General features: G+C 62.2%; 22 protein-coding genes. 16 read left to right on the top strand and 6 right to left on the bottom strand.

Features of this window, described 5'->3' with window-relative positions; translation table 11 throughout:
- Nucleotides 1-223: 223 nt before the first annotated feature.
- Nucleotides 224-550: a thioredoxin TrxA gene (trxA, locus tag QQJ96_RS08105; RefSeq protein WP_284331478.1), complete on the top strand. Its 327-nt coding sequence runs from the start codon at nucleotides 224-226 to the stop codon at nucleotides 548-550.
- A 156-nt stretch (nucleotides 551-706) separates the two neighbouring features.
- Nucleotides 707-2,464, top strand: a complete 1,758-nt coding sequence (rho, locus tag QQJ96_RS08100; RefSeq protein ID WP_284331477.1) for a transcription termination factor Rho — start codon at nucleotides 707-709, stop codon at nucleotides 2,462-2,464.
- Between the two features lie 83 nt (nucleotides 2,465-2,547).
- On the opposite strand, the gene QQJ96_RS08095 is transcribed toward rho, so the two are convergent.
- Entirely contained in the window at nucleotides 2,548-2,889 is a 342-nt protein-coding gene (locus QQJ96_RS08095; protein ID WP_284331476.1) for a zinc ribbon domain-containing protein YjdM, read from the bottom strand.
- Nucleotides 2,890-3,025: 136 nt separating this feature from the next.
- Between QQJ96_RS08095 and QQJ96_RS08090 the strand changes: the two genes are divergently transcribed.
- From QQJ96_RS08090 to QQJ96_RS08070, 5 genes are all read left to right on the top strand, one after another.
- Nucleotides 3,026-3,691, top strand: coding sequence for a response regulator (locus QQJ96_RS08090; protein WP_284331475.1), 666 nt, complete (start codon nucleotides 3,026-3,028; stop codon nucleotides 3,689-3,691).
- 14 nt (nucleotides 3,692-3,705) lie between these two features.
- The gene (locus QQJ96_RS08085; protein ID WP_284331474.1) at nucleotides 3,706-5,196 is read left to right on the top strand and encodes a sensor histidine kinase; all 1,491 of its coding nucleotides are present in this window, start codon (nucleotides 3,706-3,708) and stop codon (nucleotides 5,194-5,196) included.
- A 158-nt stretch (nucleotides 5,197-5,354) separates the two neighbouring features.
- Nucleotides 5,355-6,722, top strand: a complete 1,368-nt coding sequence (locus QQJ96_RS08080) for a glutamate--cysteine ligase (RefSeq protein ID WP_284331473.1) — start codon at nucleotides 5,355-5,357, stop codon at nucleotides 6,720-6,722.
- Entirely contained in the window at nucleotides 6,719-7,360 is a 642-nt protein-coding gene (locus QQJ96_RS08075) for a LysE/ArgO family amino acid transporter (RefSeq protein ID WP_284331472.1), read from the top strand. Before QQJ96_RS08080 ends, QQJ96_RS08075 begins: the two co-directional genes overlap by 4 nt.
- Before the next feature lie 252 nt (nucleotides 7,361-7,612).
- Nucleotides 7,613-8,125, top strand: coding sequence for a hypothetical protein (locus QQJ96_RS08070; RefSeq protein WP_284331471.1), 513 nt, complete (start codon nucleotides 7,613-7,615; stop codon nucleotides 8,123-8,125).
- A 243-nt stretch (nucleotides 8,126-8,368) separates the two neighbouring features.
- On the opposite strand, the gene QQJ96_RS08065 is transcribed toward QQJ96_RS08070, so the two are convergent.
- Nucleotides 8,369-8,830, bottom strand: coding sequence for a DoxX family protein (locus tag QQJ96_RS08065; RefSeq protein ID WP_284331470.1), 462 nt, complete (start codon nucleotides 8,828-8,830; stop codon nucleotides 8,369-8,371).
- 243 nt (nucleotides 8,831-9,073) lie between these two features.
- Between QQJ96_RS08065 and bufA2 the strand changes: the two genes are divergently transcribed.
- The 5 genes from bufA2 (at nucleotide 9,074) to QQJ96_RS08040 (ending at nucleotide 13,051) form a co-directional block, all read left to right on the top strand.
- Entirely contained in the window at nucleotides 9,074-9,346 is a 273-nt protein-coding gene (gene bufA2, locus QQJ96_RS08060) for a BufA2 family periplasmic bufferin-type metallophore (protein WP_284331469.1), read from the top strand.
- Between the two features lie 60 nt (nucleotides 9,347-9,406).
- A complete protein-coding gene (bufB, locus tag QQJ96_RS08055; RefSeq protein ID WP_284331468.1) occupies nucleotides 9,407-10,264 on the top strand; it encodes an MNIO family bufferin maturase in 858 nt (285 codons plus the stop codon).
- The gene (locus QQJ96_RS08050) at nucleotides 10,261-11,046 is read left to right on the top strand and encodes an HvfC/BufC N-terminal domain-containing protein (RefSeq protein ID WP_284331467.1); all 786 of its coding nucleotides are present in this window, start codon (nucleotides 10,261-10,263) and stop codon (nucleotides 11,044-11,046) included. Before bufB ends, QQJ96_RS08050 begins: the two co-directional genes overlap by 4 nt.
- A gap of 94 nt (nucleotides 11,047-11,140) precedes the next feature.
- The gene (locus QQJ96_RS08045; protein ID WP_284331466.1) at nucleotides 11,141-12,043 is read left to right on the top strand and encodes an AraC family transcriptional regulator; all 903 of its coding nucleotides are present in this window, start codon (nucleotides 11,141-11,143) and stop codon (nucleotides 12,041-12,043) included.
- A gap of 225 nt (nucleotides 12,044-12,268) precedes the next feature.
- Complete coding sequence (locus QQJ96_RS08040) at nucleotides 12,269-13,051, top strand: FadR/GntR family transcriptional regulator (protein ID WP_284331465.1); 783 nt, start codon at nucleotides 12,269-12,271, stop codon at nucleotides 13,049-13,051.
- A 61-nt stretch (nucleotides 13,052-13,112) separates the two neighbouring features.
- Here QQJ96_RS08040 and QQJ96_RS08035 read toward each other — a convergent pair whose 3' ends face one another.
- The 4 genes from QQJ96_RS08035 to QQJ96_RS08020 all read right to left on the bottom strand — a co-directional run bounded on the left by QQJ96_RS08035 (nucleotide 13,113) and on the right by QQJ96_RS08020 (nucleotide 20,218).
- Nucleotides 13,113-14,690 carry an exo-alpha-sialidase gene (locus QQJ96_RS08035; RefSeq protein WP_284331464.1) on the bottom strand — a complete coding sequence of 526 codons (1,578 nt, stop codon included), beginning with the start codon at nucleotides 14,688-14,690 and terminating at the stop codon, nucleotides 13,113-13,115.
- A 93-nt stretch (nucleotides 14,691-14,783) separates the two neighbouring features.
- The gene (locus QQJ96_RS08030) at nucleotides 14,784-17,591 is read right to left on the bottom strand and encodes a TonB-dependent receptor (RefSeq protein ID WP_284331463.1); all 2,808 of its coding nucleotides are present in this window, start codon (nucleotides 17,589-17,591) and stop codon (nucleotides 14,784-14,786) included.
- A 162-nt stretch (nucleotides 17,592-17,753) separates the two neighbouring features.
- Complete coding sequence (locus QQJ96_RS08025) at nucleotides 17,754-18,953, bottom strand: glycoside hydrolase 5 family protein (RefSeq protein ID WP_284331462.1); 1,200 nt, start codon at nucleotides 18,951-18,953, stop codon at nucleotides 17,754-17,756.
- Between the two features lie 116 nt (nucleotides 18,954-19,069).
- Nucleotides 19,070-20,218, bottom strand: a complete 1,149-nt coding sequence (locus QQJ96_RS08020) for an aldose epimerase family protein (protein WP_284331461.1) — start codon at nucleotides 20,216-20,218, stop codon at nucleotides 19,070-19,072.
- Nucleotides 20,219-20,529: 311 nt separating this feature from the next.
- Here QQJ96_RS08020 and QQJ96_RS08015 point away from each other — a divergent pair, with 311 nt between their 5' ends.
- From QQJ96_RS08015 to dgoD, 4 genes are read left to right on the top strand one after another with little or no spacing between them, the layout of a single operon-like run.
- A complete protein-coding gene (locus tag QQJ96_RS08015) occupies nucleotides 20,530-21,243 on the top strand; it encodes a FadR/GntR family transcriptional regulator (RefSeq protein WP_284331460.1) in 714 nt (237 codons plus the stop codon).
- Nucleotides 21,240-22,196 carry a 2-dehydro-3-deoxygalactonokinase gene (locus tag QQJ96_RS08010; RefSeq protein ID WP_284331459.1) on the top strand — a complete coding sequence of 319 codons (957 nt, stop codon included), beginning with the start codon at nucleotides 21,240-21,242 and terminating at the stop codon, nucleotides 22,194-22,196. Before QQJ96_RS08015 ends, QQJ96_RS08010 begins: the two co-directional genes overlap by 4 nt.
- A complete protein-coding gene (locus QQJ96_RS08005) occupies nucleotides 22,193-22,828 on the top strand; it encodes a 2-dehydro-3-deoxy-6-phosphogalactonate aldolase (protein ID WP_284331458.1) in 636 nt (211 codons plus the stop codon). The genes QQJ96_RS08010 and QQJ96_RS08005 overlap by 4 nt, the downstream gene beginning before the upstream one ends.
- Nucleotides 22,825-23,973, top strand: coding sequence for a galactonate dehydratase (gene dgoD / locus QQJ96_RS08000; protein ID WP_284331457.1), 1,149 nt, complete (start codon nucleotides 22,825-22,827; stop codon nucleotides 23,971-23,973). The genes QQJ96_RS08005 and dgoD overlap by 4 nt, the downstream gene beginning before the upstream one ends.
- Nucleotides 23,974-23,984 lie beyond the last annotated feature (11 nt).

Below are 23,984 nucleotides of genomic sequence, written 5' to 3'. Positions count from 1 at the left end.
TGAAACGGCGGGTGAAGCGACTTCACCTATGCCAGCTAAGACTGCCGTGGATGCCCTTGAATCGCTTGAATCGAGGCCCGACTTGAGCTGGAATGGAACGCATGCCGCAATGGCACTGAACCATGACCGGATCGACCCCGCGCCCCTTGGGCACTTCGCTAGTGTAACCGATGATCGGCACGCGGTCTTACCCCCCACACCCCCTTACCCCCGGAGACCCACGGTGAGCGAACTGATTACCCATGTGAGCGATGACACCTTCGAGCACGAAGTGCTGAAGTCCGAAACCCCCGTCCTGGTCGATTTCTGGGCCGAATGGTGCGGGCCGTGCAAGGCCATCGCCCCGGCATTGGATGAACTGGCCAAGGATTACCAGGGCAAGCTGCGGGTGGTAAAGCTGAACATCGACCATAACCAGCAGAAGCCCCGTGACTATGCCGTACGCGGCATTCCCACCCTGCTTTTGTTCAAGAACGGCAAGGTGGAAGCCACCCAGATCGGTGCCGTCAGCAAGGGGCAGCTCAAGCTGCTGATCGACAAAGCGATCTGATAACTGCTGTATAATCCGTCGCTGCAGCCGCCCTTTACGGCGCTGCGCGACGGGTGCTAGATTCCTTCTTCAGTTGGGGCTGTCCTGCCCTCTCGCGCATTCCGCGCAACGCTCGTCCTCCCTCCTGTCATCAACGGCGCCCCGTGAGGTTTGCCCGTGTCCGATATCGAAAGCAAAGATTCTTCCGACGCCATCCGCGCCGACTCCAAGCCTGTGAGTGAAACGCCTACCCGTACTCGTTCGCCCCGCCGGTCCAGTGCGGCGGCCGGCGAGGCCCGTCCCGCCACCGAGAGGCCTGCCGAAGGGCGGACCGAATACGCCGAGCGCCCCACGGCTCCTGCCGAAACACGCTCCGAAGCGCCGCCGCCTACCCAGGAGCCGCTGCGCTATGGCGGCGGCCAGAGCGGCGCCGAGGCGCCTGAAGCCCGCGAAAACACACCAGGCGGTAACGGCAACGGCGGTGGCCAGTCGCAGAACCAGGGCCAGGGATACCAGGGCGGCAACGACCGCCGCAATGACCGCAACGATCGCAACCGCCGTCGCCGCCACGAACGCGGCCAACGCCCGCCGGGCCAGGGCGGCGGCCAGCCGCGCAATCCGCACGGCCTGCCGGTGGACGACGAAAATGCCGATATCGGCAGCAATGATCGCGTCATCAATCTCACTGAGCTGAAGCGCAAGAATCCGCTCCAATTGCTGGAGTTCGCCGAGTCCCTCGGCATCCAGGAAGGCGTCGCCCGCCAGCGTCGCCAGGACGTGATCTTCAACATCCTCAAAGCCCACGCCCGCTCGGGCGGAGGCATCTGGGCCGAAGGCGTGCTGGAAATCCTGCAGGACGGCTTCGGCTTCCTGCGCTCGGCCGACGAGTCCTACCTGGCCGGCCCGGACGACATCTACGTGTCGCCCAGCCAGATCCGCCGCTTCAACCTGCGCACCGGCGACTACATCACCGGACGCGTGCGTCATCCGAAGGAAGGCGAGCGCTACTTCGCGCTGCTCAAGGTGGACGACATCAACGGCGATCCGCCGGAAGCATCGAAGAACAAGATGCTGTTCGAGAACCTGACGCCACTGTTCCCGCGCAAGGCGTTCCGACTCGAACGCGGCAATGGTTCGACCGAAGACATCACTGGGCGCATCCTGGATCTGGTCGCGCCGATCGGCCGCGGCCAGCGCGGGCTGATCGTGTCGCAGCCGAAGTCCGGCAAGACCATGATGCTGCAGAACGTCGCGCATGCGATCCAGTACAACCATCCGGACGTGCACCTGATCATCCTGCTGGTCGACGAGCGCCCGGAAGAAGTGACGGAAATCGCGCGCACCGTGCGCGCCGAGGTCATCAGCTCCACCTTCGATGAGCCGGCCGTGCGCCACGTGCAGGTCGCCGAAATGGTGATCGAGCGCGCCAAGCGGCTGGTCGAGCACAAGAAGGACGTGGTCATCCTGCTGGACTCGATCACGCGCCTGGCCCGTGCCTACAACACCGTGGTGCCCAGCTCCGGCAAGGTGCTTACCGGCGGTGTGGATGCCAATGCGCTGCAGCGTCCGAAGCGCTTTTTCGGCGCCGCGCGCAACGTGGAAGAAGGCGGTTCGCTCACCATCATCGCCACTGCCCTGATCGATACCGGCAGCAAGATGGACGAGGTGATCTACGAAGAGTTCAAGGGCACCGGCAACATGGAAGTGCACCTGTCCCGCCGCATCTCCGAAAAACGCGTCTATCCGGCCATCGACATCAACCGCTCCGGTACGCGCCGCGAGGATCTGCTGATCGATCCGGACCTGCTCGCCAAGATCTGGATCTTGCGCAAGCTGCTGCATCCGATGGATGAACTGGCTGCAATGGAGTTCATGCTCGACAAGATGAAGAACACCAAGTCGAACGATGAGTTCTTCAACTCGATGAAGCGTTGAGCGTTGCGAAAGACGCAACAAGAAGGCCGCCTTCCGGGCGGCCTTCTTGTTTGGACAGCTTGAAGATGCTGCTTGCCGGAGGGTTACGTCTTCTTCAAGAAGCAGACCTTGAGCACCAGATCCTTGATCTTGTCGGAGTGGCCTTCGATGTGCTCCGCGTCACCCTCGACCAGGCGGATATTGCGGATCACCGTACCCTGCTTGAGCGGCATTGACGCACCCTTCACCTTCAGATCCTTGATCACGATGACGCTGTCGCCGTTCTGCAGCGCGTTGCCATGCACATCCCGCACTACCAGCCGAGCTTCCTCGCTGGCTGCCTCGCGCTGTGGCCACTCGTGCCCGCAGTCCGGGCAGATATAGATCTCGCCATCGGGATAGGTATGTTCCCTGCCGCAAAGGGGGCAGGCGGGGATATCTGACATGGGAACCAGCGCTGAAAAATGGGGAGCGCCTAAGTGTAGCTTGCTGCTTATTGGCGGCTCCATCTGGCCATATTGCATGACAGAACAAAACGGCATTAGCTGATACGATCTTCCGATCCCGGACACTTACCGTCGTATGCGCATACTGCTAGTTGAAGACGATCCGCTGGTTTCCGATGCCATCGTGCGTGGCCTGGCTGGCGCCGGCTACGTGGTGGATGCCGTGGGCGATGCCGAATCCGTCCAATCCCGCCTGGATACCACCCATTACGACCTCGCCATCGTGGATCTGGGCCTGCCGGGCGAAGACGGCTTTACGCTGGTACGCCGCTTGCGCCGCGATGGCAGCTCGTTGCCGCTGCTGATAGTGACGGCACGAGACGGACTGGACGATCGCGTCAACGCGCTGGACCTGGGTGCGGACGATTACCTGGTCAAACCGTTCGCCTTGCCGGAACTGGCCGCTCGCTGCCGTGCGCTGATTCGCCGCGCCACCGCTGCCACCGCCAACGAAATGCTGGTGGGTCGCCTGCGCATCGACTTGGCCGGCCGCCGCGCGATCGACGACGCGGGGCGCGCACTGGAACTCACCCGGCGCGAATGGTCGATTCTCGAATGCCTTGCTCACCACAGTGGTCGGGTGGTGAGCAAGGAACGTTTGATCCAGGCCATCGTGAGCTGGGACGAGGAGATTTCCGGCAACGCGATCGAAGTGCATGTATCGCGCTTGCGCGCAAAACTCGGCGAGGCGGCCACAGTGCGCGGCATCCGTGGCCTGGGCTATCGCCTCGATGACGCATAACGCTTAAACGGCAAATGTCCGTAGGCTCCAAACCCCGACGCGCGCCAAGCATCCGTGGGCGCTTGCTTGGCTATCTGCTGCTGCCACTGGTGCTGCTGCTGGTGGCCAGCGTATGGGCGGACCATCGTACCTACGTGACGCCGCTGTATAACGCTTTCGACCGTACCCTTTCGCACACAGTGCTGGCCATCGCGGCCCATCTGAACCGCGGGGCTGACGGGCAAGTTCATCTGGAAAAACCCGATCCCGGCTTCCTGCCGATGCATCCCCCCGGCGCGCCCCCCCCGCCGCCTTCCGCAGATGACTCGGGTGATCACGACAAACTGCCGCTGCGCTTCGAGCCTGACGGCCGGCCATCGATCTGGACGCATCTGTTTCCAGGTGGACGGGAAAGCGTCGTTTATCGGGTGAATCTGCCGGATGGGCGCACCGTGGCCGGCGATCAAGGCCTGCCGATCGCCCAGGGCGGCGTCGGCAACGGCTTCAGCTACGAGGACGCGGTCTACAAGCAGCTGCCGCTGCGCATCGTCAGCTACCGCACGCAGGTCAGCGGCCAGCCGGTGATTGTCAGCGTAGGCGAGACCATGCATCGGCGCGATCGCGCGGTGCGCCGGCTGGACACCGTCATCGGCGTAAGCGACGGCATCCAGTTGCTGTTGGTGCTCGGCGTATGCCTGTTCGGCATCACCGTTGCCTTGCGCCCGATCAATCGCCTGGGCGAGCGGATCGCGCAACGCCAGCCGCAATCGCTGCAGCCCCTGGCGGTGGCGCCCGTGCCCAGCGAAGTACGCCCTCTGGTGCAATCGCTCAACACCCTGCTGGGGACAGTGCGTACCGCCGCACAGGCTCAGCAGCACTTCCTTACCAACGCCGCACACCAACTGCGCACGCCGCTCTCGGGCTTGAAAGCGCAACTGGAAGTATTGGCCAGCGAAACCGGCGACGAGGCGCAGCAAGAACGCATTGCCCGTCTGTACAACAGTGTGGATCGCCTGGCGCATACCGCCAACCAATTGCTCGCACTCGCGCGCGCCGAGCCTTCGGCACACAGTCCCGGCGACTTCACCGACGTGCAGCTGGAAACACTGATCGGCTCGGTGGCCGATTCCATGCTCGATCGCGCCATCGCCCGCAACATCGACCTGGGTGCAGAGTGCGCGCCGGCGCATGTCCACGGTGTCCATTGGCTGCTGCACGAGCTGTTGATCAACCTGGTCGACAACGCGATCCGTCACACACCCGAGAGCGGCCGTATCACGCTGCGCTGCGGACGGAGCGGCGGCGCGCCTTATCTGGAGGTGGAGGACAGCGGCCCAGGCATTCCTACGGCCGAACGTGAACGCGTGCGCGAACGCTTCTATCGTGCGGCAGGCAGCGATGGCCAAAGCAGTGGCCTGGGACTGGCGATCGTCGAGGAGATCGCGCGCGGCCACCACGCGCGGTTCGACATCCTGGATGCGCAGGAAGGGACAGGTGCGCGGATGCGGGTGGCGTTTCCACCGTAAGGACTGACGGCGCGCCGCGGGGGATTGCGCTGGTCCCGGCCCTCTTTCCAGGCCCCGTGCCGTAGCTGTACTGTCACGTACAATTTTTTTCCGACACCCCCTTTTCGCGGCGATGTTGAGCCTCCATAGTCGGGGGCTATCCCCGTGAGGCTTGCCCCGTGTCCATACCCAGTGCCGTCAAAAGCACCCCGATCTACGGCCGCCAGCAACTGATCGACTACCTGGCCGCCGGCGAGAAGCCGCGTGACGCCTGGCGCATCGGCACCGAGCACGAAAAATTCGGCTTTCGCATGGACGACCTTCGCCCACCTGCGTTCGAGGGCGAGCACGGCATACGCGCCTTGCTGGAGGGCATCGCCACGCGGCATGGCTGGGAAATGGCCCGGGAAGGCGAAGTGCCAGTGGCATTGATGCGCGACAAGGCCAACATAACGCTGGAACCGGCCGGTCAGCTGGAGCTGTCCGGGGCGCCGCTGGAAACCATCCACCAGACCTGCCTGGAAGTGAACACCCACCTGGAAGAAGTACGCTCCGTGGCCGACGAGCTGGGCCTGGGCTTCTTCGGCATGGGCTTCCAGCCCAAATGGCGCCGCGACGAGATGCCATGGATGCCCAAGGGCCGCTACAAGATCATGCGCGAATACATGCCCAAGGTCGGCTCGCTCGGCCTGGACATGATGACGCGCACCTGCACCGTGCAGGTCAACCTGGATTTCGAAAGCGAAGGCGACATGGTGCGCAAGTTCCGCACCAGCCTTGCCTTGCAGCCGATCGCCACCGCGCTGTTCGCCGATTCGCCGTTCACGGACGGCAAGCCCAATGGTTATCTCTCCTATCGCTCAAACGTGTGGACGGACACCGATGCGGATCGCACCGGCATGCTCGATTTCGTGTTCGACGCGGGCTTCGGCTACGAGCGCTACGTCGACTACATGCTCGACGTGCCCATGTATTTCAGCTACCAGGACGGCCACTACGTAGACCTGGCAGGCAAGGACTTCAAGCGCTTCATGGCCGGCACGCTCGACGAGCTGCCCGGCACGCGTGCCACGATGAAAGACTGGGGCGATCACCTCACCACCGCCTTTCCGGAAGTGCGGCTGAAGCAATACCTGGAAATGCGCGGTGCTGACGGCGGTCCGTGGAATCGCCTGTGCGCGCTTCCCGCGCTATGGGTCGGGCTGCTCTACGACGATGACGCCCTCAACGCGGCATGGGATCTGGTGAAGGATTTCAGTCGCGAAGAGCGCCATGCGTTGCGCGACGGAGTACCCAAGCATGCGCTGAAGCTGCCATTCCGCCATGGCACCGTGCGCGACCTGGCCCGCGAAGCATTGCAAATTGCCGCGCACGGCTTGAAGCGCCGCAACCGGCTCAATCGCAATGGCGCGAACGAGAGCGTCTTCCTTGAACCGCTGATCGAAATCGTCGAAGCTGGTCAGACGCCCGCAGAACGCAAGCTGGAGCTGTTCCACGGCGCGTGGAAAGGCAGCGTGGATCCCATCTTCAAGGAGTTCGCCTATTGATCGCGACAACGTCAGCTCAGGCCCCTTTGCTTGCCGGCTTGCTGCTCGGCGCCTCGTTGATCATCGCCATCGGCGCGCAGAACGCTTTCGTGCTGCGGCAAGGCCTGTTGCAATCACATCGCTTTCCGGTAGCACTGTTCTGTGCGCTTTCTGACGCGGCGCTGATTGCCGCTGGCGTGGGAGGGCTAGGCGTCGCCATTGGCCAGCACCCGCATATGCTGGCTGTGGTGGCTTGTGCCGGCGCATTGGTGCTGGCGTGGTATGGCGTCAAGGCACTGCGTCGCGCATTCCATCCCGAAGTGCTTACTCCCGATACGCACGGCAACGCCGCCAGCCTGTGGAAGGTGTTGGCCACCTGCGCCGGCTTCACCTGGCTCAATCCGCACGTCTATCTGGATACCGTGCTGCTGATCGGCAGCCTCGCCTCGGCCTGGCCGGTACCGGGCCCACGCACGCTGTTCGCCATCGGCGCGGCGACGGCTTCCTTCATCTGGTTCTTCGCTCTGGCCTATGGGGCGCGCTTGCTCGCGCCGCTGTTTCGCAAGCCGTTGGCGTGGCGCGTACTGGACGTGCTGATCGCGCTGGTGATGTGGGGTATTGCCGGCAAGCTGTTGCTTTCGGTCCTAGGGATGCTCTGATCTATTCCACGTACCCGTCACCGCACTGTATGCGCGACACGCCCTGCGGGCCTTCTGGACGTCATGCCAGGAACGCGGAATAGATCAGAGCATCCCTAGTGCATTGACTTCGCCCTGCAAGAACTGAGGAACGGGCCGAGCGCCGTCGCGTGAATGGCAGGACTTGGCACGCAGGTTGCTTCGCATAAAGCGAGACACGGGGCGGCGCAAGCACAGGCGCCGGTGATCGTTTGATGACCTGACGAAGAGATCATGCCCATGATCGAGAACCGCGACGAGCAATTCAGAGAGTTGTGCGCCCAGTACGGCGCCGTCATGTATCTCGTACAAGCGTTCGAGAACGAAGTCGCGAACGCCAATACGTGCATCGATCTTGCGCCGGGCCACCCGCGGGCAGCGGCGGAAGAAGCGGACTGTGTGCCGGCGGATGAGCCCTTTACCGCGGGCCTGCATAACCTTGTTGCACGCCTGAGCGGACTCACGTTTGTGCCGGCGACACTGATAAGCATGCTCGACCAGGCCAAATCCCGCCGGGACTTCCTGATCAAAAGATTCTTTCGCGATCGGGCGGAAAGCTTTTACTGCGGCAGAGGCGACGAGTTGCTGGAGGAGCTGGAGGGCCACGGAAAATTCTTCCATGGCGCCGAAAAATCGCTGCAGGATTTCATGTGTCCGCTGCTGCTGAAACTGGGCTTCACCCAGGCGAGCATGCAGGGCGAATTCGACATGTACCTCGCCACGCCCGACTCCAGAATGCTGCACTAGAGCAACACGTAGGCTGGCATGAGGGTCCCAGCATCGGGATGCCGCATGACAAGCTGGGATTGTCATCCCAGCCTACATGCCAGACCCCTCCAATGTGACGTCCAGAAGCTGTCGCGTGGAGTCGGTCTTGGCATCCTAAGACTGCCGCGGAACGACAGTGCCCTTTTTTGTTCCTTAGGCGCCACGCAACGGCATATCGGTCGCCTCCAGGCCTGGACTGGCCCCAAGCTCAGGCCACGCCAGTCAATCGCGCGTACGAATACCCAGCCAGCGCGCGATCAGAGCATCCAGACTGACCTTGCCCGGCCCCGCGATCAGGAACCAGAAGAAGATCGTGATGTAGAGCACTTCGTCAGCTTCTACATAGTCATCCAGGCCCATCAAGCGGCTCGATACCACCAGCGCCAGGGCCACGATCATGTTGACGATCATCGGGATGCTGACCAGGCGCGTGAACAGTCCAAGCATCAGCAACAGGCCGCCGACCAGTTCGGTCCAAGCCGACAAGGCTGCATTGAGCGCGGGATGAGGAATGCCCCAACCGATGAAGCGCTGGGTAAAGCCATCCAGGTTCTGCACCTTGGCGATGCCGGTCTCCAGCCAGAAATAGCCGAATACCAGCCTTATCACCAGAGGCCCCAGCCAGCTTCCCGCATGCAGGAAGCCAAGCAGACGCGAGGCAGTCGTCGCCAGGTAATGACGCATTGCATATATTCCCACTCGTGAAGTAAGCGCATGATGCGGGGGCTCATCCATGACCACCATGTCCAGGCGTCCAGAGTTTCTTGCCTGGCATCCGCCGGACTGTTGGGCATAAATGCAGGATGCACGGGTGCAGCGACCCATGGAGCAAAGCAGCACAATTGCCTTGTCCGGATTCGCCCCATGGCACTGGACAAGTATGCCTGTGCCGCCCTGCGGCGCCCCACAAAACTTGGAGCGATAGATATGAACGTCAAGACAGTCAATGCAAGCGCCATGGCCGTGCTGGTCGCCGGTTTGTTCGCTGCCGCAACGGTTTCCGCCGCGCCTGTTGGCGCCCCCGCCGGCGATCAAGCCCAGGTCAAGTGCGTCAATTCCAGCTCTTGCAAAGGCCAGGGTGCGTGCAAGCAGGCCAGCAACTCCTGCAAGGGACAGAACTCGTGCAAGGGCCAGGGTTTCACCATGCAGAAGACGCAGGCTGACTGCACCAAAGCACAGGCCGAAGCCAAGGCGAAGTAATGTAAACCGTGGGGTGCACGCACGGCGTGCATCCCACCTTCTATCCAGGAGAGTCTCGTCATGGCCCTGCAATCGGCCGAGCGCTCCGACGCCGTGCCCTACCTAGGCTATGGATTGGGCCTGCGCGTTGAACATTACGAAGCGTTGCTTGCCCAACCGCCCGGTGTCGACTGGCTGGAAATTGTTTCTGAAAATTACATGGTGCATGGCGGCTTGCCGCTGACCTGGCTGGACCGATTTCGCGAGCGCTTTCCGCTGGTGATGCATGGCGTGTCGATGTCGATCGGCAGCACCGATCCGCTGGACGACGACTACCTTGCCCGGCTTGCCGCCCTGGCCCGGCGCATCGAACCGGCCTGGGTTTCCGACCACCTTTGCTGGACCGGCGTGCAAGGTGTGAATCTGCACGACCTGATGCCTCTGCCCTATACCGAGGAAGCACTCGCCCACGTGGTGACCCGCGTACGGCAGGTGCAGGACCGGCTCAAACGCCGCATCCTGCTCGAAAATGTGTCTAGCTACATCAGCTACGCCGATTCGCAGCTGAGCGAGTGGGAGTTTCTGGCCGAAGTGGCCGCAGGCGCCGATTGCCTGATCTTGCTGGACATCAACAACGTGCATGTCAGCGCGATGAACCATGGCTTTTCGGCGCTGGATTACCTGCGCGGCATTCCGGTTTCGCGCGTGCAGCAGTTTCATCTGGCCGGTTACGAGCAAGGTGAACGCTTGATCATCGATACCCATGACGCGCCGGTTTCCAACGCGGTGTGGGACCTCTACGCCGAAGCCGTGCGGCGCTTCGGCCTGGTATCGACGATGATCGAACGCGATGATCACTTCCCACCGCTAGCCGAGTTGATCGCGGAACTGGAACATGCGCGCATGCTAGCCGAACCGCTACTGCGAGACGCTGCATGAGATCGCTGCAAGCCACGCAGCAGCAGATGCTGCAGGCCGTGCTGGCGGAAAAGGCGCAGCCGCCGCCGATCCTTCGCGACGGCGGCGTGGCCGACGCCCGCAGCCGCCTGGAGGTGTACCGACACGGCTACCGTGCTCGCCTGCGTGATGCCTTGCAAGCCGAATTCGCGGGGCTGCGCAGCATGGCCGGGGCGCGTTTCGGGGGCATGCTGGACAAATACATCTGCGCGCACCCTTCGGAGCACTACAACATTCGCTGGTACGGCGCCGGTCTTGCCGCTTTTCTCGACTACGCCCATCCCTGGCGCGAGCGGCCCCATTTCGCGGACATGGCACGCTTGGATTGGGCGATTTCGGTGGCCTTCGACGCCGCCGATGAAGCCAGCGTCAGCGCCGCCGATCTTGCCGCCGTGCCGCCCGATGCCTGGCCGCGGCTGCAACTTTCATGGCAGCGGAATCTGCATGTGCTGGACTGCCGCTGCAACGCCGAGGCCTTTCGCCGTGCCGCGGACCAAGACCAGCCGCGTCCGCGCCTACGCAAATTCGCTCAGGCGCGACAGATCTTGGTATGGCGTAAGGACACCACCGTGCACTACCGGTGCCTGGACGAAAAGGAATGGCAGGTGCTGAGTGCCGCCATCCGCGGCGAAACGTTTGCCGCCTTGTGCGAATGGATGGCGGCCCATCACGGCGGCACGGCCGCCATTCCGCACATGGTCGCGCTGCTGCAGGCTTGGCTGGCAGCAGGACTGATTCGTGGCTGGACGCTAGGGATGCTCTGATCTATTCCACGTCCCGTCACCGCACTGGGGTATGTAACCGGCGTCGACTTCCCGCCGAAGAACTGGCAAAGCACAGTCCAAGGAAGTGAAATCCATGCACGTCGATGCTTACGCCAGACTGCCCAACGCGGTCGATCCACCTTCCGTGGCGCCGGCCCTGGAAGCCCTACTCAATCAGTCGCTGCTGCGCGTCGAAGTGGTGGCGGAGCCCGAGTTCTGCGGCTCCTGGTTCGCCGACGCCACCCGCAATGGCCATGGCCTGTTCCATCTGGTCGGCTCGGGCGAATGCCTGATCGAAAGCGAGGTGCTTACGGAAAACTGGCACCTGCAAGCCGGGGACCTGGTGGTGTTCGCCCATGGAGACCCGCATCGGCTGCGCGCCCGTGACACCACGGCCGATATCGCCACCAGCCTGATCTGCGGCGAGCTTCGTTACCCCAGCCATACCCGCCACCCGCTCAGCCGTGCCCTGCCGGCATGCTTCGTAGTGCGCGACGCGCAAGCCCACAGTTTGTTCCGCCATCTGTCGACGATGATGGTCGAGATCGCAAAATCCGAGGTACCTGGCCGCAAAGTATTGCTGAACAAGCTCGCCGATACGCTGTTCACCCTCGCCGTATGCGATTACGCCCATCGCCATGCCGAACAGCAAGGCCTGTTCGCCTCCCTGGCTGACAGCCGCATCTGCAAATCGCTGCAAGCTGTGCACCAGGAGCCTGGACACCCATGGACGATTGAGAACATGGCTGCGCTGGCCTGCATGTCGCGCTCGGCCTTTGCCGAGCGCTTCACGCAACTGATGAACGTACCGCCCATGCAGTACGTCACGCAGTGGCGCGTCAACGTTGCCGAGCGCCTGCTGCATGACCCCGAATTGTCGGTGGCGTCGATCGCCGAGCGCCTGGGCTATAGCAGCGAGGCTGCCTTCCGACGCCTTTTCAAACGCGTAAGCGGTATTTGCCCTGGACGTGTCCGGGCGGGCAGCCATCACACCTGAACATGGGCCGTGGGGCTGGATCGGCGCCGTCGCAACGACGATTAGCACGAGGCAAAACCTCCCTGTCTGTGCGTGACCTCTAGTCACCTCCCTGAAACGTGGCATCATTTCCCAGAGCGCGTTGATGAGCGCCGCAGATCCACATTGCCCCGCTCCGATTAGTGAACGATCAGGTTTTCTATTCGGCGGGTCTTTTCTTGGGGTGATATTGAAGGAGACGGCTGCATGGCATCTTTTCGAAGCGGCAGGGATGGCGCCACCAAGACCGCCCGTCCTACGCTTTCACGGCGCTTGCGCAACGGCGCCGGCCCCATGGCCGCACGCAACCTGCACGGGCACGTGGTGCAGGTCCTGGGGCAACGCATCGTAAGCGGCGCAATCAAACAGGGCGAAGTGCTACCGCCCGAAGCGACCATGGCCGAAGAAATGGACGTGAGCCGCACCTCGCTGCGCGAGGCGATGAAGGTGCTCTCGGCCAAGGGCCTGGTGGAAGCCCGCCCCAAGGTCGGCACCCGCGTGCGCGATGCGCGCTTCTGGAGCCAACTGGACGCCGATGTGCTCGCCTGGCGCTGCGCCTCGATGCCCACCGCCGATTTCGTGCAGAAGCTGTCGGAAATGCGCGAAATCATCGAGCCAGCCGCCGCCGCGAGCGCTGCACGGCATCGATCCGTCACGCAACTGAAGCGGATGCAGGTCGCGTTCGATGCGATGGAAGCGTCACACGATCCGGAATCTTGGACCACCGCCGACATCGACTTCCACGAGGCGATACTCGCCGCCACTGGCAACGAACTGCTGATCTCGCTGTTCTCGGTGATCGAAACGGCGCTCAGCAGCTACTTCACGATGTCGGCGCACACCGCCGCCAATTTCAAATATTCGCTCCCGCAACATCGTTCGGTGCTGCAGGCCATCCGCGAAAAGGATCCGGACGGGGCGCACAAGGCCATGCTCAAGGTGATCGCGGACACCAAGGAAAACCTGAGCAACAAGCGTCGCAAAGCCTGAGCAAACGATGGCTAATGGATGACACGTAGGCTTGGATGACAATTCCAGCCTACGTGGCGCGTTATCGTGCCGGATCGATCTCGACGTAATCCAGATCGTAAGCATGTTCCGCACCGCCGATCACAATCGTATTGTCGCCATCCTTCAGCTCGGCACTTACGTCCATCACCTCCCAGCCGCTATCACCATCCGCCTTGCCGATACCGGCGGCGACAGGTGTTCCATTGACGTTGATCCTCGGCGTAGCCGTCAATCCCACGTCTTCATAGCGCAAGCGCAACACGTGCGTGCCACCATGATCGCGGTGGATGTCAAACTGCAGCTTGCCGTAAGGCCCCGCCGCGATACGCGCCATGCGCCGATTCGACGCGCGCGGATTACCGACCACCACAGCGTCCGTGCGTGCGGCATCCTCAGCTTCATAGCGGTTGAAATTGAGCGATGCACTCGCGTACAGCATCACGTTGTAGGCGGCCTTCCAGCCACGCTGCAAATCGGTAGATGACGACGAGGTGATGTGCAGGAACTTGCCGTCCTGCTGCAGCAGCAACGCCTGTGTCCATCCCGCGTGGATATTGCCGGTGATCTTTTGCACCGGAGCGGGCACTTCCCACCACGGTCCCTTGCCACCGTTGTTGTTCCAGTACAGGCTGCGTCCGGCCGCATCGCCATTGCCACCGGCGCGTTCGCCGGATACCACGATCACGCCCTGCGCCCCGCCCACTGGGAACCAGCTCACCACCGGGCACGCAGCCGGCCATGCGCTCCCTTCGGTCTGCACCGGGATGCCGCGGTTGGCAGGGTCGCCGAAGTCGAGGCCATCGGCGCTGAACTTCAGATGGATCTTGCCGTTCTCAGGACCGTCGATGTCCTCGAAGTTCATCACGTAGCGGCGGTCTGGCAGGCGCGTCACGACCGCCATGCCGGGACGCTCCACGCCGCCGGGCACGCCAACATCCATCGCTTCCGCGCCCCAGGTCTTGCCGCCGTCACGGGACAGCTTGTGCGCGAGAATTTGATTGAAGCCCTGGTCTTTATGCTGCTCGCTGGAGTAATAGACGATCATCCGGCCGTCATCGAGGACGTGGACATTCGGCTCCCACACGCCGTGGTTGTCCTTGTCCTCGGGATGGCCGCCACCGCGCACGATGGAACTGCGGTAATGCCAGGTCTTGCCCTGGTCGATGGAGGTGTAGAGCTGGAGATCCTCCTCAATCACATGTCCCTTGGCATCATTACGGGTGGCGTTGGCGGCCAACAACAATGTGCCGCGTTTCAGATCACCACTATCCCTGTCCAGCTCAGAAATATTCGGCTGCCAGCGCAGCTGCCAGGCCGGCTCGCCGGCGTGCTCCTGATCGACGACGTTTTGCATGTAGTGCCAGGACTTGCCATGGTCGTCGCTTACGTACAGTGGCAGCCCGGCCATGCCGCTCTGTTCGAACGTAAGCAATAGACGTCCACCCGCATCCGCGTCGGTAAGTTGCGACAGCTGTACGACCGAAGCGTAGCCCGTACCGTTGGCGAGAAACTCGCCGCTGGCCACGTCTGGTGCTTGCTCCTGCGCGCACGCGGCATGCGTGGCGGCCATGGCTAGCAGCAGGCACACGGTACGTGGATAGCATGGCGTTCGGCGCATGAAACATCCCCTGGGAAAAGTGGCGGCCGCACGCATGCGGCCGCCAGGAATAAAAAAAGGGAGCACCACGAGGCGATGCTCCCGAGGGGGAACTCAAAGCTTGAAGCGGAAACCCAGGCTCAAAGTGCGATCCTGGTAACGGATATCGCGCGGACGTGAACTGCCGTCACCCCAGTACTGGTGCAGATTCGCCCCCAGCAGATTGGTGGCGCCCAGCACCACGGTGCTGTGATCGTTGAGGTTGTAGGCCACCGACAGATCCATCTGGTTGGCCGGCGCGATTTCATCGTTCATGCTGGCAACGTTCGCGGCATTGAAGCCATCGATGAAGCGGCTGCGGTAGTTATAGGCCAGGCGCAATGACCAGCCATACTTTTCATACATCAGCACGGCATTGCCATTGTGCTTGGACACGTTCTGCAGCGGCGTGCTCACCATCGGGCCGCCCAGGAACTGCGGCGATTTGGTCGAACCATTGATGTAGGTGTAGTTGACCTGCATGCCCAGTCCGTTCCAGGCACCGGGCAGGAAGTCGAAGAACTGCTGGTAGGCCAGTTCCACGCCATCCAGGAAGCCGTTGCCGGCGCTTTGCGGGCTGCTGATCTGGTATGGCTGACCGCCGATCACTTCGTCGGTGACGTAGGACTGCACGTAGCCCTTGATGTTGCGATAGAACCCGCCCGCGCTTGCATAGCTGCCCGGTGCGAAATACCACTCCAGTGACAGGTCGTAATTGTTGGACTTGATCGGCGTCAGGTACGCGTTGCCGCTGTTGCCCTCGCCCGCCCGGTTGATGGTGCCCGGGTTTAGCGAGATAGACGGATTGAGATCGCCGAAGTTCGGATACGTCACCGTCTTGGCCGCCACGAAGCGTGCCTGCAACGCGTCGGTGATGTGCAACACGGCGCTCAAGTTCGGCAGATACACCGGAGCGCTGGTCGACAAACTCAGTGGCGTGTAGACGTTGCTCGCGCTGTTATACGAAAAGGCGCTGAGATTGCGGTTCACGTCCTCGATGCGCACACCGACCAGGCCGTCCAGCGGCATGCCGAACAGCGTGGTGGCATAGGCGGTCTGCAGGTAGCCGGCGAAATTCTTTTCGTCGATGTTGTAGAAGCGGCCCGGATTGACCGGTTGCAATCCCAGATTGGTGCCGTACAACGCACGGATCGCGTCGGCATTGCCGTTTAGATAGTTGTAGCAGCCGGTCAGCCAGCCCCCCGGCAGTGCCGAAGAACTGGGCATGGCGCAGAAATAATTGGCCGGGAAGCGCGCCAGGACCTGGTTGGCGGGATTGGGATTGAGCGCGATCGCTCCGGTGCCGCCCGGCGGCGGGATGGAAACGGTCACGCTGCCTTCGTAATTTGCGCGATGATCCGCCGCGCGCACGCCGAACTGCAGGTTCTGGAAGAAGCCCGAGTCAAAGGTATAGACGCCATCGGCGCGCCAGGCCAGCTCCTTGCCCCGCTGCACCGACCAGTTCTGGAACAGACCGTTCAAGTAGTAATTGGAAGGATCGTTCTGCGGACTGCCCAGCAGCGACCAGTTCTGGCGGTTGCCGGACGTGCCGCTCCACACCGTGGTGATCGGTCCTTTCAGGAAGGTATCGACGATGAACGTGTTGTCCATGAACGAGCTGAGCGTGGACGACAGATCGGTGGAGAGCGTCAATACGTCGTTATGCCATTTCGCGCCGATCGAATTTTGAATGTCATGCCCATGCTGCGCGTGGGCTTGCGTGCTGGTTGCCGCGTAGCTGTTGCCACTCCAGGTTGCGCTGGTTGCATCGCAGATGGTCTGGCCGTGGTAGGGGCCGGCCAGCTGATCCGGATAGCAATGATTGCCCACGGTATAAGAGCTTGGCGTAATCGCTCCGACTGGAAAACTGAAGAAGAACGGCTGGCTATAGCTGTCGTGGTCCCAGTCGTACAGACCTTCGGCGTAGATCTCGGTATGGTCATTGGGCGCCCACTGCAGCGCGTAGTTCATTTCAGGGCGACGGCGATAGCCGAGGTTGTAGTCGGCGCCGAAACCATTGGGCACCTCCACCAGCGTGCCTGACGGGCTGCGCAGCGGATTACCCGAGGAATCCGTGAGCAGGCGTGGGAAATCGCCCCACACGGCCTTGTAGTCGTAGTGCTGGGTGATGATGCTGGCATTGATCAAGGCACCGAATTCACCCGCGCTGGTCTTCCAGCGATCGCTGATCAGGAAGCTGCCGGTACCGTCGGTGCGCCCGGCGTTGGCGCTGTTGATGCCGGTCACCGTGCCGGCCACTTCCAGCCCTTTGAAGTCGAAGGGGCGATACAGTTGCATATCAACCAAGCCTGCAATGCCACCCGCTTCCAGGCTTGCATCGCTGGTCTTGTACACCTGCACCGATTTCACCGCGGTGGCCGGCAGGTTCTGGAACGCATAAGCGCGTCCAACGCCACTGACGATCTCGCGGCCATTCAAGGTGGTGACCACGTTCGGCAAGCCACGCACCACCACGCTACTGGCTTCACCCTGGAAACCTTGCGCCACCTGCACGCCGGTAATGCGCTGCAACGCATCGGCCACGCTATTGTCCGGCAGCTTGCCGATGTCTTCGGACACGATCGAATCGACGATGTTATCCGAGTCCTGCTTGATTTCGGCGGCGGACCCCAGGCTCGATCGCAGCGGTGTCACCACCACGGTGGAAAGCGTTTTCGCGTCGACTTCCTGCTTTTTCTTCTTATCCTTGCCGCTGCCGGTATTGCCTGGCGACGAAGTATCGGTAGCCTGCGCCGCGCTGCTATTTGCCGGCTGACTGACGCTAGCTGGCGGCGTGGTATCCGCGTGCGCGGTCGCCAACGATGAAGCGATGGCTACCGCCAGCAAACTCATGGTGAAGGTGATGCTGCTGTTGCGTTTCATGGTCTCTCCCCTTTCGGCTTGGACGCCGCCTTGGCGCGGTGGCTATCCATGGATATCGAAATGCGGCTCTTCTGAGGCAATTTCCTTATTAGTACTACTATATGATTACAAACTTCAAGCCAGACAAAAGGTCGCAGTCTTGCGACCGTCGCAGTAAAAATTTCAGTGCGCCGTCTTCACGACACGCGTGCCTTCACTTGCAGGCAGCGTCACCGCATCCGCTGGCACCACGCCTTTGGGCGCCGCGCTCAACGCACGGAAGATGGCCGCTTCACGCTGGCGATAAGGCGTCCCGTCCCGCTGCAGCAGATCGTGGAACCAGATCACCGGCGGCTGCAGCGTGTAGGGCTTCTGCCAGGAATCCCACGGGAAGATGGTCTGCGTCTTGCCGGACACGAAACCCCAATTGACCATGCCGACATCGAGCTTCTTGCCCACCGGAAGCACGCCATCGACGGTCGAACCCGCGCTGCGCGCCATGTATTCCGTGCAGATCATCGGACGGCCATACGTGCGCAGCTGCTGCACGCGGCGCAGGAAGTCTTCTGGAAACTCGTAGTTGTGGAACGTGATGATGTCCGACTGCGTGAGCTGGGTCCGCTCGACTGTATTGAGATCGCCCAGTTTCGACCAGTCGCCGTCATGCCACACGCCGCTGGTCAGCGGCTGCACCGGGTGCTGGCTGCGCGCCCAGTTGAAAACCTGCGGCAGCAACTGCGCCACGCGCTGGAATTTGTCCTTCGGCTCTTCCGCAGCGTAGTTGCCGCCGCCGTCGTTGTCCGGCTCGTTCCACACGTCCCAAGCCAGAATGCGATCGTCCTTGGCAAACCGGCCGACGATATCCTTCACATAGGCCTGGAGCTGCCCATAGTGGGAAGGATCATCCAGCACCTTCGTGCCGGGCGCCTGCACCCAGCCGGAATTGTGTACGCCCGGAATGGGTGGATGCTGCGGCCCGAGCACGGGATCAGGGTCCCAACACGAATCGAACAGTACGAAAATCGGCTTGATGTGGTGCTTCGCCGCGATCTTCAGGAACGTGTCGATGCGCTGCTTGAAGCCGTCGCGATCCTGTTCCCACAACAGGTTGTGCAGGAACACACGCATGGTGTTCATGCCCAGCCCTTGCGCCCAGCCCAACTCCTGATCGATGCGAGCCGGATCGAACGTGGCGGCCTGCCACATTTCCAGCTCGTTGATCGCACTGGAAGGCACGTAGTTGCTGCCTACCGGCCATGACTGCTTCGCATACCAGGCATTGGCCTGGGCGGCCGTCCAACGCTCCGTCTCCGCGGCATGCGCCACGGAAATACCAAGCAGCAGCGCCAAACCGAGGCACCCTGCCCATCGTGTGCTCTTCATTGTCACATCCACCTTATGAAACTTTTTTATCCCTGCCCTGCGTACAGGGCGGGTTGTTTATGGGTACTGCAGCGCTCCTGCGCGTTACTGCTTCCCAACCGCTTCGGCCCGGCTCCCTACTGCTTCGCGGCTTGGTCGATGCCGAAACGATAAACGATGGTATTGCGATAGGTTTGACCCGGCTCCAGCCGTGCCGAGCCGAAGTCCGGGTGATTGGGCGTATCCGGAAACAGCTGCGGCTCCAGCACGAAAGCGTCGCCCTGGCGATAGATATGGTGGTCCTTGCCCACGGTGGTGCCGTCGAGGAAATTGCCCGAATAGAACTGCAGGCCCGGTTTGCCCGACCAGATGGTCATCACACGGCCGGAATGCGGATCTTCCACGCGCGCAACCACGCGCGACTCGATTTCCTTGCGGCTGAGTACCCAGTTCATGTCGTAGCCGTGACCGAACAACAGCTGCTGCGAATCACCATCGCGGATGTCGCGGCCGATCGGCTTTGCGATGCGAAAATCATAGGGCGTGCCTGCAACGGGGGTGATTGCTCCCGTGGGGATCGCCGCCGCATCGCCCACCGGCGTGATTGCATCACCGGGGATCATCAGCTCTTGCTCCATCACCGAACCCGAGCCTTCGCCACCCAGGTTCCAATAGGTATGGTTGGAAAGATTGACGATGGTGGGTTTGTCCGTGCTCGCAACGTAGGCGACTTTCAGCTGGTTGTCGTCGCTCAATGTGTAGGTCGCCTTCACCGTCAAGTTCCCGGGATAACCCTGGTCGCCATCGGGGCTGACATATTCCATCGTCACGCTTGGTGTCGGACCCGGCTTTACATCGAGCACTTTCCACACCTGCTGGTCGAAGCCTTTGCTGCCGCCATGCAGGGAATTGGCGCCATCGTTCAAGCTAAGGCTGTAGCTCTTGCCGTCCAGCGTGAATTTGCCGTGTGCGATGCGGTTCGCATAGCGGCCCACCGTCGCACCGAAATACTGGCGACGCTCCAGATACCCATCAAGCGTGTCGTAGCCGAGCACGACGTCAGCGAGCTTGCCGTTGCGATCCGGCACCAGCAAGGACTGCACCGAAGCGCCATAGCTCATGACGCGCGCACGCATGCCATGGCTATTGGTGAGCGTCACGATCTCCACCTCCTGCCCGTCCGCCGTATGGCCGAACGAGGCACGCGTCGCCTGGCCGGCGATCACGGCAAGCGGCAACAGCAGGGTTGCCGTAAAGATGGAGCCGAGCAGCATTACAGATTTCAAGCAACTCCCCTTATGAAATCGCCCGGCGATGGACCCTGTCGCTTCTGAGCATATTGTATGATTATATAGACGCGTAGCCGTCCGGGCTTTACGCGCTGCAGCATGGCTATCGAGCAAGTAGAACCGGGGCATGATCGTAACCAGGGGCATGGTGGAGGGCGTCCTCAACGGCGTTGAAAAGACGAGTGTTATAAGCGAGCAGCGTGACAAACGGAACGCCCCCGCCAGCACTCGCCGATCACGATCCGTACGCACCAGCACTTTCGCAATGCAACACAAACATCTCGTTTCCATCACCCTTCAGAGCGCCAATGAGAGTCGCCGACACCCGCAATCTGCACGGCCATGTCACCCATGAACTGGGGGTGCGGATCGTCAGTGGCCAACTTCAGCCCGGGGAAGCGCTGCCGCGAGAAGAGACGCTGGCCGAGCAAATGGCGGTGAGCCGCACGGCCCTGCGCGAGGCGATGCGCGTGTTGTCCGCCAAGGGCCTGGTCGAAGCGCGGCCCAAGGTGGGTACGCGGGTACGCGAGGAACGCTACTGGCATCAGCTCGATGCGGATGTATTGGCCTGGCGTTGCGCCTCGATGCCGCCGGCGGACTTCGTGCAAAAGCTGGTGCAGATGCGTGAAATCTTCGAACCTGCCGCGGCAGCCCTGGCCGCTCGTCGCTGCGATGCCTCACAACTGAAACAGATTGAGCTGGCATACCTCGCCATGGAAGCGGCCCACGATAGTGACGAGTGGGCCGACGCGGATTTGCAGTTTCACGAGGCTGTGCTGGTCGCAACTCATAACGAACTGATGATTTCACTATTTTCCGTGGTCGAAACGGCCCTGGGCTCGTTCTTCGTACAGTCCGCGCGCAAGCGCGGCGACTTCAAGTATTCCCTGCCGTATCACCGCCAGGTGTTCGAGGCGATACGGCGCCGCCAACCCGAGGTGGCCCGACGCGCAATGCAGCAGATGATTCTCGATTCCAGCGCGAACATGACCGGCAAACGCCGCGCGAGGAAATCCGCATGACGACCCAGGCGCAGCTGATCGGACTGGATTGGGGCACCAGCAGCCTGCGTGCGTATCTTTTTGATGCCGACGGCAAGGTGGTGGCTTCGCGCCAGCAAGCCTGGGGCGTCCGGCAATTGCCTGAAGGCGGCTTCGCAGCCGCGTTTGAGGCCATCACCGCCGAGTGGCCCGCCTGTGTGGCAGTGGCCGCCGGCATGGTCGGTAGCCGGCAGGGTTGGCGTGAAGTGCCTTACGCGGCGCTGCCGGCCGATGCGGCAGGCATCGCGCGCGGCATGCTGCGCGTAGACGATTGCGCAAGCCATGAGCTATGGATCGCGCCAGGCCTGCAGCGCCGCCAACCTGCCGACGTCATGCGCGGCGAGGAAACCCAGATCATCGGCGCTCTTGCGCGGCAGCCGCTCCAGCAACTGAACATGCGCTTCGTGCTGCCCGGCACGCACAGCAAATGGGCCAGGGTAGTGGACGGCCGCATCACCGACTTCGATACGGTCATGACCGGCGAGATATACGCGCTGCTGATCAAGCACTCCATCCTCGGCGCCGGCCTTCCCGCCGAGTCCACGCCATCGTTTGCCCATGATGCTTTCGTTCGCGGCCTGCTTGCTGCCAGGGACAGCGGCGGCGAAGGCATCTTCAGCCGCCTGTTTTCCACGCGGGCCTTGATGCTGGCCGGAGAGCTGGCGCCCGCACAGGCGCCTGATTTTCTGTCCGGCCTGCTGATCGGAGAGGAGTTCCGTATTGCACGCCTGCGCGATGACGGCAGCTTTTCGCCGCTGTGCCTGATCGGCGAGGCAACGTTGTGCCAGCGCTACGCCCTGGCGGCGCAACACTTCCATTACGCGCCACCGGCCGTCGTCGATGACGCCGCCGCGCAGGGCCTGTGGCATCTGGCTTCCGCCGCCGGGCTGCTCGCCAAAGCCCGACTTCATTCTTACTTCGGAGTAACAACATGATACGCGCGTGGCTCGATGCCCTCCCCCTGGTAGCGATTCTTCGCGGTCTCCGGCCGCGGGAAGCGGACGATATCGGTGGCGCGCTGGCCGGCGCAGACTTCCGCCTGATCGAAGTGCCGCTGAATTCGCCGGAGCCGTACGAAAGCATTCAACAGCTCTCGGCCAAGCTTGGCCAGCAGTGCCTGATTGGCGCCGGAACCGTTTTGCAGCCCGAACAAGTCACGAGGGTCGCCGACGCCGGAGGCCGTCTGATCGTGATGCCGCACGCCGACGTCCGCGTGATCGCGGCGGCCAAGCGTGCAGGGATGTATTGCGTGCCTGGCGTGGCTACGCCTACCGAGGCGTTTGCCGCCATCGAGGCTGGCGCAGACGCCATCAAGCTGTTTCCCGCCGAATCGCTGACGCCGCCGGTGCTCAAGGCTTGGCGAGCGGTGATGCCGCGTGACCTGGCGATGCTGCCGGTAGGCGGCATCACGCCCGAAAGCATGGCCCCTTATGTCGCTGCAGGCGCCAACGGCTTTGGCCTCGGCTCCGCGCTCTACGCACCTGGCCGCGATGCGAGCGATGTCGCTCGTCGCGCCCGCGCCTTCGCTCAAGCCTGGAAATCAAGTTCTCAAGGAAACCCCGCATGAAGATCACCCGTCTTACCACTTTCCTCGTTCCGCCACGCTGGCTGTTCGTGCGCATCGATACCGACGCAGGCATCAGCGGCTGGGGCGAACCGGTCGTGGAGGGCCGCGCGCACACGGTCGCGGCAGCGGTCGAGGAATTGTCCGATTACCTCATCGGCAAGGATCCGCGCCACATCGAGGATCATTGGAACGTGATGTATCGCGGCGGCTTCTATCGCGGCGGCCCAATTCTGATGAGCGCGATCGCCGGCATCGACCAGGCGCTATGGGACATAAAGGGCAAGCATCTGGGTGTTCCCGTGCATGCACTGCTGGGCGGGCCGGTACGTGACCGTATCCGCGTGTATTCATGGATCGGCGGTGATCGTCCGTCCGATACCGCCCAGGCCGCCAAGGAAGCGGTTGCGCGTGGCTTTACCGCGGTAAAGATGAACGCCACCGAAGAGATGCATTTCGTCGATACACACGCCAAGGTACAGCGCGTGCTGGAGAATGTGCAGGCCGTGCGCGAGGCGGTGGGGCCGGAAATCGGCCTGGGGCTGGATTTCCACGGCCGCGTGCACAAGCCGATGGCGAAGGTGCTGATGCGCGAACTGGCGCCGTTCAAGCTGATGTTCATCGAGGAGCCGGTGCTTTCCGATCACCTGGAATGCATGCCGGAACTCGCCAGCATTTCGCCCGCACCGATCGCGCTGGGCGAACGCCTGTATTCCCGCTATGACTTCAAGCGTGTATTCGCCATTGGCGGCGTGGACATCATCCAGCCCGATCCTTCGCATGCCGGCGGCATCACCGAGACGCACAAGATTGCGATGATGGCCGAAGCCTACGACGTCGCGCTGGCGCTGCACTGCCCGCTGGGACCGATCGCACTGGCAGCCAACCTGCAACTGGATGCGATGTGCCACAACGCCTTCATCCAGGAACAGAGCCTGGGCATCCACTACAACGCCACCAACGACCTGCTCGACTACATCACTGATCGCAGCGTGTTCGCCTACGAAAATGGCTTCGTATCCATGCCCAACGGCCCCGGCCTGGGTGTCGAGGTCAACGAAGCTTATGTTGCCGAACGCGCCGTCGTGGGCCACCGCTGGCGCAATCCAATCTGGCGCCATAACGACGGCAGCGTGGCGGAATGGTAATGTCCTCGACG

The organism is Dyella flagellata (assembly GCF_030160275.1).
GTDB lineage: Bacteria > Pseudomonadota > Gammaproteobacteria > Xanthomonadales > Rhodanobacteraceae > Dyella_B > Dyella_B flagellata.
This window is presented reverse-complemented; position numbering and strand designations above follow the sequence as displayed.

Excerpts from the sequence above, each read along its gene's own strand:
- QQJ96_RS08025 (WP_284331462.1), bottom strand. The coding sequence starts at position 18,953 with ATGAAGAGCACACGATGGGCAGGGTGCCTCGGTTTGGCGCTGCTGCTT.
- bufB (WP_284331468.1), top strand. The coding sequence starts at position 9,407 with ATGGCCCTGCAATCGGCCGAGCGCTCCGACGCCGTGCCCTACCTAGGC.
- QQJ96_RS08015 (WP_284331460.1), top strand. The coding sequence starts at position 20,530 with ATGAGAGTCGCCGACACCCGCAATCTGCACGGCCATGTCACCCATGAA.
- QQJ96_RS08035 (WP_284331464.1), bottom strand. The coding sequence starts at position 14,690 with ATGCGCCGAACGCCATGCTATCCACGTACCGTGTGCCTGCTGCTAGCC.
- QQJ96_RS08005 (WP_284331458.1), top strand. The coding sequence starts at position 22,193 with ATGATACGCGCGTGGCTCGATGCCCTCCCCCTGGTAGCGATTCTTCGC.
- QQJ96_RS08090 (WP_284331475.1), top strand. The coding sequence starts at position 3,026 with ATGCGCATACTGCTAGTTGAAGACGATCCGCTGGTTTCCGATGCCATC.
- bufA2 (WP_284331469.1), top strand. The coding sequence starts at position 9,074 with ATGAACGTCAAGACAGTCAATGCAAGCGCCATGGCCGTGCTGGTCGCC.
- QQJ96_RS08065 (WP_284331470.1), bottom strand. The coding sequence starts at position 8,830 with ATGCGTCATTACCTGGCGACGACTGCCTCGCGTCTGCTTGGCTTCCTG.
- QQJ96_RS08030 (WP_284331463.1), bottom strand. The coding sequence starts at position 17,591 with ATGAAACGCAACAGCAGCATCACCTTCACCATGAGTTTGCTGGCGGTA.
- QQJ96_RS08010 (WP_284331459.1), top strand. The coding sequence starts at position 21,240 with ATGACGACCCAGGCGCAGCTGATCGGACTGGATTGGGGCACCAGCAGC.
- QQJ96_RS08050 (WP_284331467.1), top strand. The coding sequence starts at position 10,261 with ATGAGATCGCTGCAAGCCACGCAGCAGCAGATGCTGCAGGCCGTGCTG.
- QQJ96_RS08040 (WP_284331465.1), top strand. The coding sequence starts at position 12,269 with ATGGCATCTTTTCGAAGCGGCAGGGATGGCGCCACCAAGACCGCCCGT.
- QQJ96_RS08045 (WP_284331466.1), top strand. The coding sequence starts at position 11,141 with ATGCACGTCGATGCTTACGCCAGACTGCCCAACGCGGTCGATCCACCT.
- QQJ96_RS08070 (WP_284331471.1), top strand. The coding sequence starts at position 7,613 with ATGCCCATGATCGAGAACCGCGACGAGCAATTCAGAGAGTTGTGCGCC.
- QQJ96_RS08095 (WP_284331476.1), bottom strand. The coding sequence starts at position 2,889 with ATGTCAGATATCCCCGCCTGCCCCCTTTGCGGCAGGGAACATACCTAT.
- dgoD (WP_284331457.1), top strand. The coding sequence starts at position 22,825 with ATGAAGATCACCCGTCTTACCACTTTCCTCGTTCCGCCACGCTGGCTG.
- QQJ96_RS08085 (WP_284331474.1), top strand. The coding sequence starts at position 3,706 with ATGTCCGTAGGCTCCAAACCCCGACGCGCGCCAAGCATCCGTGGGCGC.